This window comes from Dictyobacter halimunensis (genome assembly GCF_036245075.1).
The window spans coordinates 2,870,405-2,886,820 of the sequence record NZ_BSRI01000001.1 but is presented as its reverse complement, the minus strand read 5'-3'; the positions used below and the strand labels follow the sequence as shown (position 1 = coordinate 2,886,820).

General features: G+C 55.5%; 15 protein-coding genes. 6 read left to right on the top strand and 9 right to left on the bottom strand.

The window, feature by feature from the left end; all coding sequences use genetic code 11:
• Positions 1–114: 114 nt before the first annotated feature.
• The 3 genes from AABA21_RS11730 to AABA21_RS11720 form a co-directional block, all read right to left on the bottom strand.
• The gene (locus AABA21_RS11730) at positions 115–759 is read right to left on the bottom strand and encodes a TetR/AcrR family transcriptional regulator (RefSeq protein ID WP_338250054.1); all 645 of its coding nucleotides are present in this window, start codon (positions 757–759) and stop codon (positions 115–117) included.
• An 810-nt stretch (positions 760–1,569) separates the two neighbouring features.
• Complete coding sequence (locus tag AABA21_RS11725; RefSeq protein ID WP_338250052.1) at positions 1,570–2,343, bottom strand: LLM class flavin-dependent oxidoreductase; 774 nt, start codon at positions 2,341–2,343, stop codon at positions 1,570–1,572.
• A gap of 109 nt (positions 2,344–2,452) precedes the next feature.
• Entirely contained in the window at positions 2,453–2,920 is a 468-nt protein-coding gene (locus AABA21_RS11720) for a MarR family winged helix-turn-helix transcriptional regulator (RefSeq protein ID WP_420917148.1), read from the bottom strand.
• Positions 2,921–3,203: 283 nt separating this feature from the next.
• Here AABA21_RS11720 and AABA21_RS11715 point away from each other — a divergent pair, with 283 nt between their 5' ends.
• Entirely contained in the window at positions 3,204–3,641 is a 438-nt protein-coding gene (locus tag AABA21_RS11715) for an organic hydroperoxide resistance protein (RefSeq protein WP_338250050.1), read from the top strand.
• 23 nt (positions 3,642–3,664) lie between these two features.
• Here the strand turns inward: AABA21_RS11715 and AABA21_RS11710 are convergent, their stop codons facing one another.
• Positions 3,665–4,432, bottom strand: coding sequence for an arylamine N-acetyltransferase family protein (locus tag AABA21_RS11710; RefSeq protein WP_338250049.1), 768 nt, complete (start codon positions 4,430–4,432; stop codon positions 3,665–3,667).
• Positions 4,433–5,068: 636 nt separating this feature from the next.
• Here AABA21_RS11710 and AABA21_RS11705 point away from each other — a divergent pair.
• Positions 5,069–5,311, top strand: a complete 243-nt coding sequence (locus AABA21_RS11705) for a hypothetical protein (RefSeq protein ID WP_338250048.1) — start codon at positions 5,069–5,071, stop codon at positions 5,309–5,311.
• A 36-nt stretch (positions 5,312–5,347) separates the two neighbouring features.
• On the opposite strand, the gene AABA21_RS11700 is transcribed toward AABA21_RS11705, so the two are convergent.
• A complete protein-coding gene (locus tag AABA21_RS11700; RefSeq protein ID WP_338250047.1) occupies positions 5,348–5,977 on the bottom strand; it encodes a LysE family translocator in 630 nt (209 codons plus the stop codon).
• Between the two features lie 177 nt (positions 5,978–6,154).
• Here AABA21_RS11700 and AABA21_RS11695 point away from each other — a divergent pair, with 177 nt between their 5' ends.
• Positions 6,155–6,733, top strand: a complete 579-nt coding sequence (locus AABA21_RS11695) for a GNAT family N-acetyltransferase (RefSeq protein WP_338250045.1) — start codon at positions 6,155–6,157, stop codon at positions 6,731–6,733.
• 25 nt (positions 6,734–6,758) lie between these two features.
• Here the strand turns inward: AABA21_RS11695 and AABA21_RS11690 are convergent, their stop codons facing one another.
• The 4 genes from AABA21_RS11690 to AABA21_RS11675 all read right to left on the bottom strand — a co-directional run bounded on the left by AABA21_RS11690 (position 6,759) and on the right by AABA21_RS11675 (position 11,263).
• Complete coding sequence (locus AABA21_RS11690; protein WP_338250043.1) at positions 6,759–7,016, bottom strand: hypothetical protein; 258 nt, start codon at positions 7,014–7,016, stop codon at positions 6,759–6,761.
• A 250-nt stretch (positions 7,017–7,266) separates the two neighbouring features.
• Entirely contained in the window at positions 7,267–8,217 is a 951-nt protein-coding gene (locus AABA21_RS11685) for an ABC transporter permease (protein WP_338250041.1), read from the bottom strand.
• A 63-nt stretch (positions 8,218–8,280) separates the two neighbouring features.
• The gene (locus tag AABA21_RS11680) at positions 8,281–9,228 is read right to left on the bottom strand and encodes an ABC transporter permease (protein WP_338250039.1); all 948 of its coding nucleotides are present in this window, start codon (positions 9,226–9,228) and stop codon (positions 8,281–8,283) included.
• A gap of 430 nt (positions 9,229–9,658) precedes the next feature.
• A complete protein-coding gene (locus AABA21_RS11675; protein ID WP_338250037.1) occupies positions 9,659–11,263 on the bottom strand; it encodes an ABC transporter substrate-binding protein in 1,605 nt (534 codons plus the stop codon).
• A 392-nt stretch (positions 11,264–11,655) separates the two neighbouring features.
• On the opposite strand from AABA21_RS11675, the gene AABA21_RS11670 reads away from it, so the two are divergent.
• From AABA21_RS11670 to AABA21_RS11660, 3 genes are all read left to right on the top strand, one after another.
• Positions 11,656–12,960, top strand: coding sequence for an L-lactate MFS transporter (locus tag AABA21_RS11670; RefSeq protein ID WP_338250035.1), 1,305 nt, complete (start codon positions 11,656–11,658; stop codon positions 12,958–12,960).
• 156 nt (positions 12,961–13,116) lie between these two features.
• A complete protein-coding gene (locus AABA21_RS11665) occupies positions 13,117–13,959 on the top strand; it encodes an LLM class flavin-dependent oxidoreductase (RefSeq protein ID WP_338250033.1) in 843 nt (280 codons plus the stop codon).
• Between the two features lie 492 nt (positions 13,960–14,451).
• Entirely contained in the window at positions 14,452–16,359 is a 1,908-nt protein-coding gene (locus AABA21_RS11660) for a sensor histidine kinase (protein WP_338250031.1), read from the top strand.
• Positions 16,360–16,416: the final 57 nt, after the last annotated feature.

Genomic DNA, 16,416 nt, shown 5'->3' with positions numbered 1-16,416 from the left:
TCAACAAAACCGATCTTCTCTTTAAAGAAGAGGAATGCCAGCCAGGGTCTCCTGGCTGGCATTTTTATGCCTGCCTGGATAGTATGGCAGCTGGCGAGCGTCCTATCTTATCGGCTAACGTCGATCTAGCAGCCACCCCTCAAATTGAGCCGCGGTCCGCTCTAGTTCTTCAGCCTGCAGGCCCAGCTGAAGCATCGCGCCTTTGAAGAAAGACATAATCGCATGGGCGGTCAGGGCCGGGTCAAGGTCAGCCCGGAAAAGCCGCTGGTTAATCCCCTCCACAAGCACGTTGATCAGATACCGCTGCCAGTCGTCATCTGCCTGCTTGAGAATCTGGTAGATGGCCTGGTCACGTTCAGATCGCAGGATAAGTTCACCCATCACGCGAAAAATCTCAGGGGTATCAATAAGCATGCGCGTCAAATGAGCCAGGTGTTGGTGCAGCACCTCAACGGGTGTCTTTTCAGCGGCCCCACTACCAGCATTCTGGACAACCGCGATGTGCTGAACAATATAATCGACCACGCCCTGGATCAGCCTTTCTTTCGTCGAGAAGTAATAGTACAGGGTGCCGATATTCATCCCCGCACGGGCCGCAACATCACGGGTCCGCAAACCCTCCACCCCTTTGCTGGCAATTAGCCCAAAGGCTGCCAGCACAATCTCCTGACGCCGATCCTCGCTGCCAGCACTGCCAGCCGCCGTCACCTGCATATTCTCTGCATCCATATGGGGATAGGTATTATCATCCTGATACATTATAGCAATCTCCTACAATCAAACGCTTGACCGAACATCATAAACCTATGCCTGAACGAGCACGCGCTTGAACGAAAAATATAGAATTATCGCAAAATATAAGTTTAATAATATATGCCACCTGGGGCATATGTTTCTATCATTAAGCAGCCCTGCACATGCGATACCCACTATATCTCTCTTCGCTTGAAAATCACAAATGTGATTCTTGTAATCTCCGTCGTTATACATACAGATTATACTAACAAGACTGTTTGTTGTACAAATGGATAAAAATAAAAAAAAAGAATGAGAAGAATGGACGCAAGCAGGGATACTCGGTGCGGCACGTGCACATGCCGCACCGAGTATCCCTGCTTGCGTCTATGAAAAGTACCATCACACAAAAAGAAAACCGGGTAGATGCATTGACATAAGATGTTGTCTTTTATGTCGTGCATGCTACCCGGTACCCGTTTGGCCGGGTTTTCGGAAGCGCCTGGACAGTTGCTTACTTATTTCAAAAGAATGTATATCATGTCAGGCAAGGTTTTGTCAATTCCCGGACAATCAAGTAGAAAAAATTCTTTAAGAGGGTGACGTGCATTGCATGAGTTTATATGTTTCTATTTTTTGTCTCTATTTGGGGGATGTGAGCGGCTCCGCACGGGCGTCCGCTACGCGGCCGCACTGCTTTTAATTGATGCGGTAGGGGCGCGAATGCGCCCCTACCGCATCAATTCATATATGATTACGGAAGCAGGGATACATGATTCATGACTACTGAAGCAGGGGTGCATGGCTCATGACTACTGAAGCAGGGGTGCATGACTATGATGGAAGCAGGGATGCTATATCGGTCAGCGAGGTAAAGGGGTCCCAGATGGTGAGGAAGGTGCGTTCAACTCCCATGGCTTCCCAGGTTGCCAGCTTTGCGGCGATATTTTCGGGCCAATCCCAGACATAGACTGAGAGGGTGAGAGGGCGCCGGGCGGAGGCGATCTGCTCGGTGGCAAAGCGGATGATGTCGTCGTCGGCATAGACGTTGATCTCGTCGGCATAAGTGACGGCGCTCTGAATCAGGCGGCGCGAGCTTCCGGCGCCCACAACGACACGTACCGGTTGCGCTGGAACTGGCGTGGAGGCGGCATTAGTCAGTTGAATATGCTCTCCGGAGAACGTTACGTGCTGTCCACCCCAGATCAGACGCAGCGCCTGAATGGTTTCCTTGAGTCCATCGATACGTGTCTGCGCCGCCGGTATCGGCAATCCCCAGGCACGCGCCTCTTGAAAGAAGTCGCCCGCTCCGATGCCCAGCTCGAACCGGCCCGAGCTCACAATCGAGAGCACCGCCGTCTCTTTGGCCAGCACCCCCGGCAGATAGTTCAGACGATCAATCACCATCGGCACCAGCTTGATGCGCTGCGTGTTCACGGCCAGCGCCCCATAGAGCGACCAGCCGGAAAGATAGGGCCATTCCAGTCTGTCCGTATGAAAATGATCCAGAAAGCTAAGAGCATCAAAGCCCTGAGCGTCAGCCGCCCGGGCCGCCGCCACGATGGCCGACCAGTTCCCGGTCGGCCCCAGATTTACCCCGATACGCATGCCAGGTTCCTCCTCTGCGTGTGCAATAAAAAACAAACTCTGGCAGCGAGTATAAAGCACCCAATATGACAGGAGCTGTCATATTGGGATCAGTTCCTATTGCCAACCTCTATTGTGGAGAAGACAGGTGATCAGTGAGCTTTTTGAGGCGTTCGAGGAGGTCACGGTATTCGTCGTACTCTATGCCGTACTGACAGCTTATTTTCTGGGGGATAGTGCTGGCCAGCGCTTTGATGTTGCCTCCCTCTTCAGTGAGTACAATGTCGACGACGCGCTGGTCACTGCGGCGGCGCTGACGCGCGATATACCCTACAACCTCCAGGCGCTTGAGTAGTGGAGAGAGTGTGCCCGAGTCCAAATGGAGCAGCTGCCCGAGATCTTTGACGGAACAGCTCTGGCGCTCCCACAACACGAGCATCACCAGGTATTGAGGATAGGTCAACTCTAACTCGTCGAGCAGCGGCCGATAGGCGTCGATCGCCGCTCGCGAGGCCGAATAGAGGGCGAAGCAGAGCATGTCGCTGATGCGTATCTTCTTCTCTTCAGAAAGCGTGCCCCCCTCAACATCGCTATTCATCCCTTCAAACGGCCAATGTTCTTCTACGTTCTCGTCACCCATGGCGTATGCCCCCTCCAGTCCATTTTTGCAGGTGTGTATGATCTTCATTTAATTGTACGCAATTGTATAGCACACAATTAAATAGGAGTCAAGCAATTGTCTCCTGGCACTCACCCTCTGTTCTCGCCTTGACATTGTTCTAAATTTCATGATATAAATTTGGTGCAATTAAATTGTGCACAATTAAATTGCACACAACTGATATTGCAAAAAATAACAACAATGAAAGGTGGCTGACACTATGAAGATCTTATATACGGCGGAAGCAAGCGTACAGGGTGGACGCGAGGGGGAGGCTCGTTCGTCCGATGGGAACCTGGCGGTAAAGCTGAGCGTACCAAAGGAGATGGGCGGCCCCGGCGGCGAGGGGACCAATCCGGAGCAGTTGTTCGCGGCTGGCTACGCGGCCTGCTTCCAGTCCGCCTTGATGTTGACGGCGCGTCGTCAAAAAGTTGATGCCAGCGCGTCGACCGTGACGGCGAAGGCGGGCATCGGTCCCAAGGGCGAGGGTGGCTTCGGACTTGAGGTCGAGCTGCACGTCTTTATCCCCGATGTGGACCAGGAGACGGGCGAGAGACTGGTTGAGATGGCGCACCAGGTCTGTCCCTATTCCAACGCGACCCGTGGCAACATCCCGGTCCGGCTCTACTTTGAGGAGCAGCCACTCGCCATTTCGTAATTGCCAGCCCGGCCTCGGCCTACTTATATGGTGATACCGAAGTACTCATATAGGGCGGATCGATATGCTTCTTCGCTGGTCAGTAGACGCTCCTGGCGCTCGCCATGGATGGTGGTGATGAAGCGCAGATCGCTGAGAGTGATCCGTCCTATGGTGGTGGCCAGGGAGCAGACTCGGTTGCGGGTGAAGTGCGACTCGGGCGAGGTCTGCTGGTAGTGGCAGCGTGCGACAAAATCGGTCAGTGGATGTGACTGCAGGGTGAAGCGATATTGATCCGTCCATTGTTGATCCTTGAGCTGTTGCAGAAACCAGTAATCACGCTCATCGTTCACGCCTGTGCGCAGACGGTATTGCCGTCCATCCCCACCCAATTGAGCGATGTCTTCCTGCAGGTGCAGTGGCAGCTGAAACGAATCACCAAAACCGACATCGACCAGCCAGTCCGCACCTTCCAGGCACGGCAGCAGGAGTGTCAGGTGATCGTAGGCGGGACTAAAGCAGCCACCCTCGCCAGCTACCTCGGCCGACAGCAGTTGTACCTGGAAACCGAGCTGTTGTAGCAACCAGGCAAACAATCCATTGAGCTCGTAGCAGAAACCGCCGCGACGGTGCCGCACTATTTTGTCGTAGAGCAGCGCTTCCTGCAGAACGATAGGCTGATTATAATGAATGGACAGGTTTTCAAACGGGGTGGTCAACATATGCGACTGGTGCAATCCCCGCAGCGTCTGTACGGTTGGCTCCAGCGTTCCCTGATACTTGATACGCTGAAGATAGGCATCGATCTCCATAACCAATATCCTCTCTCGTTCATTCCATGCTCATTATGATGGCTGCACCGTCCTCGCATGCCGGTGTCGTCATTTTTTTGCAAGGAGATAAGGCAACAAGAAGCCCCGAATGCCCAGTAGGTTCGGCCCTTGCGGCCGATTGTCGCGAAGCGACCCCGTGCCCGGGAGCCCCCGTTTCCCCCAACCATGACCACTTTCCCTGTGAGCGTGGTATCAACGCGAAAGCGCGCCACCCGTGGCACGTTGTTCTGTGTTGAAGGGATCGTGAGGTACGGGCCGCTACGCGGCAATCGGCCGCAAGGGCCGAACCTACGGAAGCCTTTTCGTTTTTCCGGTGCTGTTCTCTTTGCAAAAAAATTGAAGGCCACCCACCTCCACATGGCATAACAACACAGGTGCAGGTCACCCAATTTTCAGTTACATGCTAGCACAGCCATGATATAACAAGGACCCGCCAATGGTACAGGTCGCGGCTGTACCAGCGGGTAGGTCACGCGGCTGTTGGGATCCCGATAGAGGGTAAAGTTAGCCAGAGGTACTATGAAGCTTGTCAATATATATTAAGCTCTGGCATACTTCTATCTATAATAGTCTTCCTCTATATACAATGCCATTGCCTCAGGCAAGGAGCTCGCTATGTACAAAGATACCCCCCAATTTCGCCTGCAGATGTATCGCCAGTATAGTAAGGACTACGGAGAGTTAAGCTCCGAGGGCGATTACCAGCTCAACGACCAGGTGCGCTTTTATGATGGCCACGCCAAAGGAACGATCACCTGGAAGTATGTAATGCGCAATCGCGGCCTGGTGTATGTGCTGGAAGATTACTCGGGTGTCCACTTCCAGGTTATGGCCCACGAGATCGTCGGCATGGCATAACCGCCCTCCGCCCGAGGAGATATCAGGGATACATGGTTATTGGCGACCTGAAAATGCCAGGCGCATACCCAGGCCCACCAGGATTCCACCGGTCAACTTCTGGATGATCTTTGCCGCTCCGACATGGCGCTTCAACCATATCCCCAGGGCGCTCGCCAGCAAGGAGATGCTGGAGTCGATGGACAGGCCCACCATGTTAAAAAGCAGGCCGAGCAGCAATAATTGTAGCGGGACCGCTCCACGCGCGGGATCAACAAACTGTGGCAAAAATGCCAGGTAGAAAAATGCTACTTTGGGATTGAGCAGCGTGGTGAGGGCGCCCTGAAAGAAGGCCCTGAGCAGGCCCGTTCTCTCGCTTCCCGTACCCGCCAGCATCTCTTCACGGCTCAGAAGCGTGCGCACACCCAGGTAGATCAGGTAGAGCGCGCCAGCGAATTTAATGACCTCATACGCCACCGGCACCGCCAGAAAGAGTCCCGAGAGCCCCAGGGCCACCGCCGTCGTCTGCAGCACACCTCCGGTGGCGATTCCAAGGCAGGAAACAATACCCGAGGAACGACCCTGGCTCGTGCTGCGCGCGATAATATAGAGCATGTCCGGCCCCGGTATGATACAGATCACGATTGTGGTGACAACGAGTAGGGAGATACTGGTTAGCGTCGGCATGGCATCATTCCTTATTGATAAACAATCCTATCTGCATATTCTAACATAATTATGCGCAAAAACGCGCTATACGGCAGCCGGTGGATGATATGCAAAGTAAGCACGCATCAGCTTCGGAGGATTGTCAGCGGGGCAGAGACCTGCTACATTAAGCTCATATATAAAGAAGGAGATGAGATGGGCACGTCAGGATTATGTATTCGGGTTGACGATGAGATCGAGTTGCGCCTGCATGAACTGCGCTATGCGGAGGCGTATCATGCGCTAATAGTGCGCAATATTGAGCATCTACGTGAATGGATGCCGTGGGCGGCCGAAGAGCAGACACTTGAAGGCACCAGGAACTTTATGAGCAGCGCTATGCACCGGTTCGCCGATGGCACTGGTCTGCCAACCAATCTCTGGTATCGCGGTCAGCTGGTCGGATCGATTGGCTATCCACGCATGAGCTGGCAGACGCGACAGGCTGAGATCGGCTACTGGCTAGACAAGGATATGCAAGGAAAAGGAATCATTACCAGAGCGACCGGAGCGCTGGTAACCTACGCATTCGAGGAGCTCGGGCTCAATAAAGTTGAGATCCACGCAGCCTCCGGCAACTATCGGAGCCGGGCGGTTCCGGAGCGACTGGGCTTCAAACAAGAAGGGGCTCTGCGTCAGAATGTGTGGGTCAATGGCCAGGTGTACGACATGATTATCTATGGCATGCTGGCCAACGAGTGGCATCCTTCCACCGACATGGGCGTCCTGCCCTAGATGCAGAAAATAACGATCGAGGAGCCTACGAACTGAGCTTGCGCAGCGTGCGCAAGTTTTTTTGCAGGCCATGCAGCACATCCTCGAACCTGGTAAGCTCCTCGATCGACTGCTCAATCGCTTCCGGATCACAATTGCCCTGCTCTTCGAGCGCATCAAGGATAACGTAAAGCGAGGCGCTGAGAGAGCCATCCTGCAGGCTCATCTGCACGATCGCCTGCAGAATTTGTTCACGTACAAGCATACGCTTCTCATGACCATCGCACTTTTTCCTCTCGCCCATATAGTTCCCCCTTCATAAAAAGTCCATCTATAAGCAAGCACGCGCTACCTCCGGCAATAGTGACAAACTCAAACATGTATCCATGCACTATACACGCCAAATATATATTTTCTCGGGCGTTGAGGCCAGCCATGCCTTTCCACTATGTACGAAGAAGGGACGGCGGCGTTGCTGAAAGGGAGAGGCCATAGCCCTATCTGGTATAAAGACTGTCCAGATAAGGCTATGATGACACATTTGATGGTGGCGATCAGGATTGAGTGGGGGTAGTCAGGGTGACGGTATCCTGGGAACGCGGATCCAGACGGTCGCGAACGGCGTCGCCGAGCAGATTCATGCTGATAAGAAGGATAATAATGGTTATGGCCGGCCCTACCATCATCCAGGGATCGGTGGACAGGTATTGCTGGGCATCGTTGATCATGGTGCCCCATTCAGGCGTTGGTGGCTGGACGCCCAGACCTAGAAAGCTGAGAACGCTTTCATCCAGGATGGCCAGGGAGATAGAGAGGGTGGCCTGAACCAGCAGGGGACTGAAGATATTGGGAAAGATGTGTCGCAGCAGGATCCTCCAGGTCGGCGTGCCGGTGACCCGAGCGGCCTCCACGTAGTCCTGAGTGGAGATCTGCAGCGTCTGCCCGCGCGCGATGCGGGCGTAGATCGGGATGCGCACCACCGCCAGGGCGATGGCCAGGTTGATGATGCTGGGGCCCAGGGCCGTCACCAGGGCCAGGGCCAGGATCAATGAAGGGAATGAGAGCAGAGCATCAACGACCATAGCGATAATCTGGTCGACCCAGCCCTTGCTGTAGGCGGCGATCAGTCCCAGCGCGGTGCCAATGAGCCCACCCAGCAGGATAGAGACGACTCCCACCGAGAGCGAGATGCGCGTGCCATAGATGATACGGCTCAACTGGTCGCGCCCCAGAGAGTCGGTGCCCAACCAGTGGGCGGCGGTGGGACCCTGCGCCGTGATGGTGGGGTGATAGAGGGTCGGTGAGTAGGGGCTGATCCAGGGCGCGAAGAGCGCGGCCAGCACAAAAATCAGCAGGACGACGGCGAACCACCAGCGGGGATCGCGACGAAAGCTCTGCACGATATTGGCCCAGCCCGCTCGCCAGCGGCCGGAGGACCCGGGCGGCGTGTAACGGGTTCGCCCCTCCTTATTTTCTTCGTCATGCACATCGGTCGATATAGCCATGCCTACCTCCATATAGAAACCAGCCTATAAGCCAGGTGGATAAGAGTTACAGTGAGATATGGATCAGCTGTGGAAGCGGATCTGCGGATTTAAGAGGCCATAACTCAGGTCTACCAGCAGGTTGGCCAGCATATATGAGATGGCTGAGAGCAGTACGATGCCCTGCACAACGGGATAGTCCTTGGCCAGGATGCTGGAGACGGCCAGCTGACCCACCCCCGGCCAGAGAAAGATCGATTCGACCACGAAGGTGCCCGCTAGAATGGCGCCAATCTGGATGCCAACGATGGTCAGGACCGGCAGCACGGCGTTGCGCAGCGCGTGCAGATATAAAACCCTTCTTTCGATCACGCCCTTGGCGCGCGCGGTGCGGATATAGTCCTGGCTCAAAACCTCAATCATGCTGGCGCGTAACTGGCGCATATTGACGGCGATCGAACCCAGGCTCAGGGTGAGCACGGGCAGGATCATATCGTGTATGTTCCCCAGCGGGTCCTGGTTAAATGGAACGTAGCCGCCGGGCGGGAAGAAGCGCAGTGAGACCGCCAGCAGAAATAAGAGCAGCAGGCCGATGACAAAGCTGGGAATGGCCGTGCCTAACAGGGCGAAGATATTGACAACCCAGTCGATCCAGCCGTTGCGATGGGTGGCCGCGAAAATACCGAGTGGAAAGGCGATCAACAGCGAGAGGATGAGCGAGCAGAAACCAAGCTCGGCCGTGACCGGCAAACGCTGGCCGATCAGCTCGATCACCGGCAACTGAAACTGGATCGACTGGCCCAGATTGCCGTGTATCGCCAGCCAGAGCCAGATCGCGAACTGCACCGGCAACGCCTGGTTGAGCCCCAGCTGCTGACGCAGCGCGGCCACCGTCTGCGGAGTCGCCTCCTCTCCGAGCAGCACACGCGCCGGGTCCCCCGGTATCAGATGAACAGTAAAAAATGTAATGAAGCTGACCAGCAGCGCCACCGGCAAGAAAAAGAGTAGCCGCTGCACCGAATATCTCGTCATGAACATCTCCTTTTTGTTTTCAGGCTTGAAAACCAGGTCAGGCCAGCGTGGGGAGCGCAGGCGCCCCCAATCATTTCTATGAGAGTTGGTGGAACGGGCGCGCAGTACGCGCCCGTTCCACCAACTCTCACAACCTTTAATCATTTCTATTAGGGTTTGTGCAATGAGCGCGTGTTACGCGCCCGTTCCATCAACTCTCACAACCTTTAATCATTTCTATTAGGGTTTGTGCAATGAGCGCGTGTTACGCGCCCGTTCCATCAACTCTCGCAACCTTTAATCATTTCTATTAGGGTTTGTGCAACGGGTGGCGCAGTGCGCCACCCGTTGCACAAACCCTAACAAATTTTTTGAGCGCCGTAGGCGCGTATCGTCAGGGGTCGAAGACACGCACCCACGAGGGAACGAGAAGCGCCCGCGAGAGGCACACCTACTGGCTGAGATACACGTTGGAAAAGTTCATAATAGTCGTAGGCAGAATAGTAAAATTCTGCACCTTAGTGGTCGTAGCCTGGATAGCGATGCCATGGTAGATAAACACATACGGCATATCCTGCATGATCTGCTGCTCCGCCTGCTGATAATCGGTGGTGCGCTGCTTCTGATCCGAGGTGGCACGCGCATCCTCCAGCAGCTTGTCGACCTGCGGATTGGAATACTGCATGTCGTTGTTACCACCACCGGTATGGAAGTAGGAGTAGACATTGCCATCGGGATCAGGGCGTCCGCTCCAACCAAGCAGGGCCGCACTAAAGTTGTGCGACGAGGTATCGCTCAGCAGGGTCGCGAAGGGCTCTTGCTTGATATTGACGGTGATGCCAGCCGGCTGCAGTTCCGACTGGATAAACTGGGCCTGCTGCGCCACGGCGGGCGAGCCGCTGGAGATCGAGAGCGTAAAGGAGATGCTGGACTTGCCGCTCTTGGATAGAGCCGCTTTCGCCTTATCCACCGAATAGCTATAGGGGGCGAAGCTCTTGTCGTATGCCCAGCTACTGGGAGGGATAGGTCCCTGGGACACAGTTCCCAGACCCTTGAGCACCCCGGACACGATCTCTTCCCGGTTGATGCCCCAGGCAACAGCCTGACGCACGTTGACGTTATCGAAGGGGGCCGCCTTCGTATTGAGCATGATGCCATAGAAGCTCAGGCCCGGCATCTGCTTGTAGGTCAGACTGCTGTTGGATTTGGCGGCCGCCACATTATTGGCGCCCACCGTATCAGCGGCCTGGATCGTGCCGGTCTGCAGGTTCGAGTATTCCACACTCTCGTTGGTAATGGGCCGGTATTTGACCGAGTTGAGATATGGCAGCGCGGTCCCCTGCGCGTCCTTCTGCCAGTAGTGAGGATTGCGCTTGATGGTCAGATGGTCGCTCTTGACCCAATCACCGAACATGAAGGGTCCACTGCCCACACCCGTGGGAGCGTTGCTCAGGTTCGCCCCCAGCTTGCGTACGGCGGTGGGAGAGAGGATCATGCCCGAGCGATCCGTCAGGGTGGCCAACAGGGGCGAGAAAGGTTTCTTCAAGGAAAAACGTACATGTGAGGGGTCCACGGCCGTCACTCCCTTTACGGTTGAGAGCTCGCTATAGCGGGGAGAGGACGGGGTGGAGAGAATACGATTGATATTGAACACGACCGCATCGGCGTTAAAAGGGGTGCCATCCTGGAACTTGACATCTGTGCGCAGTGTAAAGTCAAACTCCTTCGGGTTTGGCTGCGTCCAGGATGTCGCCAGGTCCGGCTGAATATTGTTCTGCGCATCGACGCGCACCAATGTATCGTAAATATTTAACATCACCTGCCGGTCCACCAGCGCCGTGGACTTGAGGGGATCGAGCGTAACTACATCTGAAGCGAGGCCGACGCTGAGATCGCCGCCACTCTTGGATTGACTGGTCTGTTGAGTTGTGCCCCCACCACCACAGGCGGAGAGCAGCATCATCATTGTCATGAGGATGATCGCAAATGGGAGAGAGAATTTTCTGGTCCGCGAGATTGCCGATAATCCCGTACCATTAGAAAATACAGCTGTCATAAATATCATCAGCTCCATGAATTGCAAGTATAATACCAGACAACGCTAAAATTCAATTATGTTTGATTATTTTGAGCAATACTCAAACAAATACGCGCAATATCTTCTCCTTATAAAGCAGTATATGTGTACGCAATACAGCTGTCGGGGGCGACAAAAAAAAATTCTAGTGAATAAATCAAATAGTAAAACGAGTATATACATTTTGTCAAGTTTATGTAACTTACTATGGCGTGAGGGAACCTCTCGTTACTTGCCCGCATACTACTTTACAAAAGTATTTCCTGGCTTACATCAAGCGAAGCAAGTAGCGCGTGAGGGCTGCCGAGAGGGATAGGATTGATGTGGTATACTTTGCCTGTTATGGTAACAACGGCATGGAGGGATTCATCATGAGTAACGCATCATTCGGTACCGCAAGGCAGCCAAATCGCTGGCTGATCGCTATCGCCGCCTTTGTATTGCAGCTTGCTCTGGGCTCGGTCTACGCCTGGAGCGTTTTTTCTAAGCCAATCGCCGCGCTGTTTAATAGCATTCCGGCCAGCAAGGTGGCTCAGGCGCAGCTGGCGCCAATCAACCTGACGTTCTCGATTACGCTGCTAGCTCTGGGCGTGACGGCCGCCTTCGGTGGCTATCTGCAGCTGCGCTACGGTCCCAGAGTGATCGCCACTGCTGGCGGCATCCTCTACGGCCTGGGCATCGTCCTGGCCGGCCTGACCTTACCGTCCCATAATGTGTACCTGCTGTATCTCACCTTCGGCATCATCGGCGGCATCGGCATCGGGCTGGGCTATATAGTGCCGCTGGCCATGCTGCTGCGCTGGTTCCCCGATCGACGCGGCTTCATTACCGGTCTGGCGGTGGCAGGCTTCGGTCTGGGCGCGCTACTCATCGCGCAGACCGTGACCCCGCTACTCCAGCCCAAATCTATCGGCATTGAATCGACATTTATCTATCTTGGTGTCATCTACCTGATCGTGGTCGTAGGAACGGCGCAATTCTTCCGCCGCGCGCCCGATAACTATGTTCCGGAAGGCTGGATCCCTTCAGAAAGTGTACAGGAGAAGATAAACGCCAACCGGGATTATACCTTCGGTGAAGCACTACGCGCGCCCCGCTGGTACGTGCTCTGGCTGACGCTGGCGCTCAACGTGACGGCGGGCGCGGCCCTGATCGCCGTCGCCTCGCCGCTGGCGCAGAAGTTTACCGGCGTAGATCAGTTGACCGCGGGCACCTTCGTCGGCATCATCTCGATCTTTAACGGAGTCGGTCGCCTGGCCTGGGCGTGGCTCTCCGACGCCATCGGGCGTCCGTTTACGTTCCTGGCTATCTTTGTCGTGCAGATCGTCGCCTTCCTGTTTCTGACGCAGATCGGGGCCGGCGGCTTCGCCCTGCTGCTCATCCCGGGCGCGCTGATCGGACTCTGCTACGGCGGCGGCTTCGGCACCATGCCGGCCTTCGCGGCCGACTTTTTCGGCGCCAAATACTCCGGCACCATCTACGGAGCCATGCTCACCGCATGGAGCGCCGGCGGCATCGTCGGTCCCATCCTGATCTCCAACATGGAATACCATGCCGCCATCTACGTGATCATGGTTATCCTGGTTGTCTCCTGCGCCCTACCGCTGCTGGCACGCTTCCTCAACCAACGCCAGCGCAACGACGCCGTCGAGGTCGTAGCCGGCAAAAAAGCCTGAGTTGCTAAAAGACAAGATGTGGTATGCCTGGCATACCACATCTTGTCTTTTAGCAACTCTTTATATCTGAAACATGACAATGGATGTCATGATTATGCAGCTATACTTGTGTCTGTTGCCTTTACGTGTTCAAGCGAATATAGGAAGGATGCAAGCATGAAGTATGGGGTCACTCTGCCGCTATCGGGGATCGATGGGGATCTGGAGCGGCTGGTTGAGTATGCGCATATCGCGGAGGATGCGGGCTGGGATGGGGTGTTTCTGGAAGATTACATCGTTTATTGGGGCGAGCACAATGTCACCTATGATCCATGGCTGGCTCTGACGGCAATCGCTCTGCGTACGCAACGTATCAAGCTGGGCATTACGGTGACACCCCTGCCGTCGCGCCTGCCCTGGAAGTTGGCGCGCGAGGCCATCACGCTGGACCATCTTTCGCGTGGTCGCCTGATCCTCGGCTTCGGGCTGGGCGATGCTCAGGATCGCTATTTCGGCGATGCGACCAATGAAAAGCAGCGCGCCGCCATGCTGGACGAGGGATTGGAGATATTGGCCGGTTTGATGAGCGGGCAGCCATACAGCCATCAAGGAACATACTACACGGTCAACGAGATCACGTTTCAACCACAACCGGTGCAGCGCCCCCGCATACCCATCTGGATCGGCGGTTGGTGGCCGCGCAAGGCACCAGCCCTGCGCGCAGCGCGCTGGGACGGCTTCTGTCCCGCGAAATTGCCCGATGCTCAGGGTGACAGTAACATCAAACCACATGACATCGAGGCCATTCGAGGCTTTATGAACACCCATCGTACAGGCGATGCTCCCTTTGATATTACAGCGGCCGGGCACAGCGCGATGGGCGACCGCGCAAAAGCCCGCGCGCAGATTGAGCCCTTTGAAGCAGCGGGCGCGACATGGTGGGGTGAATTTACTTTACCGGAGCCTGGCGAAAGCGCGCAGGCGCTGGCGCGCATCAAACAGGGACCACCACGAGGTTAGCCGGGAGCATCATCAACGGTTCCCCCAATGTGATACGCCCCCGTAGGGACGACTTTCAACGGTCGTCCGGGCCGCTTGCGGCCCCCGTACCCAGGCGGTTCGGCCCCCATGGAGACGCCTCACCCCACGCGGTGCTTTTGGGTTCGTGCGTGGTACGTTGGTGTGAAGGTACCACGTGAGCGAGCGTGGAAGACAGGAGAAGCGGGGTCATGGGGGGACGTGGGCTGCCGTCGCTGGCGCTGGCAGCCCGGACGACCGTTGAAGGTCCCTACGGGGGGCGTTTCACGTTGGGGGAACGTTTCATTTTTGGGACGTTTCGGGTTTCTGGTCGCGTTGTCTTTTGGCAACAAATTGAATGACACTCACCTACATACGAATGATTGTGCCACAATGGTGGATATGATACACTGCTAGCAAGTGGGCAGTGAAAGAAGTTGTGAAATGAAAAGAGCTGCCCTCTTGCTTCGTCACGCACAAAAAGGAAGGTAGGGCGTGGAGGACCACCATATCCAACCAGAGTCGGGCACACCATTTGATCAGAAACGCGATAAACGTGTACATACATGCCAGCCAGTGCAGCCTGCTGTATCAGCCGAAAGCTATGTACCTGCTTCAGCTATCAACGCTCAGATCAGCACATTTGAGCTCCTCATGGCGGAGATGGAGGAGGCTATCATTCTGACTGGCCTGGATAACAAGGTGCACTGGCTTAATAAAGCCGCGACAGGGCTGCTGGAGCTACCTTCAGCCGAGGAGGCAATGGGTAGACCCTATGGGGAGCTCTTTAACCAGTGCCGCATATATGACCTGAATCATCGTCCCTTCTCAAAGAATACGGAGACGAAGGCTATGCAGGCGCTGCTCGATCCTCAAACCCATAAGCAGACTGTGCTATGCCTGCTCCCTTCGAGCCGTATCGCATGCATCGATATTGTGCGCACATTCATCAGGCAACAGTCACAACCCACCAGCATTATGTATCAGCTGCACGACCTCACCCATTTTTACGAGGAGCAGAAGAGCAGCTGCCAGAATAACTCGGCCCTCTTATCTTTGATCAATGCGATCTCCCACCTGCGCGACCTGCTGGCCGCGCCGCCTTCAGAGGAATCGCTGTCGATCCCATCTTCTATCCATGCCATCGGCCAGCACCTGGTCGATCTGATCCGCGATCTACTGGGAGGCCAGGCCGCATTCCTCTTCTCGCTGGGAGCCACCGATCAGCGGCTCTACTATATCGCCTTCAGTGGTCTGACGCAGCCGCAGGCCGAGCTACGCTGGCAGAATAGCGGCCGCTATAGCCTGGCGGACTTCCTCGATCCCGACTCCATCGAACAGCTGCGCCTGCATAAACAGGTCAGGGTCGATCGCAAGCATATGCGCATCCCGTTTTTGAAGCGCGTCGATTTTACGGCCGCCAATCTGTTCTGGACACCGCTGTTCGTAAAGCAAGAGCTGGTCGGGATGTTTGTCCTGGGCAGGGATAATCCCTGTGACGCCGAAGAGAGCAAACTGGTAGAGGCGGTCGCCACCTTGACCGCGTTGATGATCGAGTATGTGCGGCCGTTCGCCAACGCCAACCAGGAGCAGGGCAACGATATGGTGGTGCAGGCCACCAATCAGATCATTAATACGTTCCTGAACCTGGCCAGCCACGAGTTGAAGACGCCGCTAACGGCCACCATGGGCAATATCCAGCTGGCCCTGAGGCGCCTGGAGAGGCTGAAGAAGCAGGCCGATCTGTCCGATATCAATAAAAAGATCGAGCAGTTGCGAGACCCGTTGGAAGCGGCCAGCGATAGCGCGCGCCTGCAGGAACGCATTATTAGAAACCTGATCGATGATTCGCGCATCCAATCGGATACTTTTGAGCTCGATATACAGCGCTGCGAGTTGCTTGAGCTGGTGAAGGAGACTGTGGAACAGCACCAGGAGCGGCATCCCGAGCAGCAGTTTACCCTACGGCTCCCTCCACAGGCACTATGGGTCAATGTCGACGTGCACAGAATCAAACAGGTTCTGCAGACATACCTGACCAATGCCTCTCAGCAGTCGCCATCCGATCAACCGATCGTCGTGCAGATACGTATGGAGGTCGACCAGGCCTACATCAGCATCCATGATAGAGGACCCGGCATCGCGCTAGAGGAGCAAGAGCATATCTGGGAACGCCTCTATCGCTCCCTGGGGACCGCTCCCCAGAATGAACTCGATCTAAGCATGGGCATGAGCTTCTACCTGTGCCGCAACCTGGTGGAGCGCCACCATGGCCTGGTCGGGGTCGAAAGCATCCCCGGCCACGGCTCAACCTTCTGGTTCTCCTTGCCCCTGGCGCGCCACGACATCACCAGAGTCACCATGCCGCTTGTAAACATACCCCCACCGCCACCATCGCCGTAGGTGCGCCCCTTGCGGGCGCTTCTCGCCCCTCGCGGGCGCTTCTCGTTCGCTAGGAGA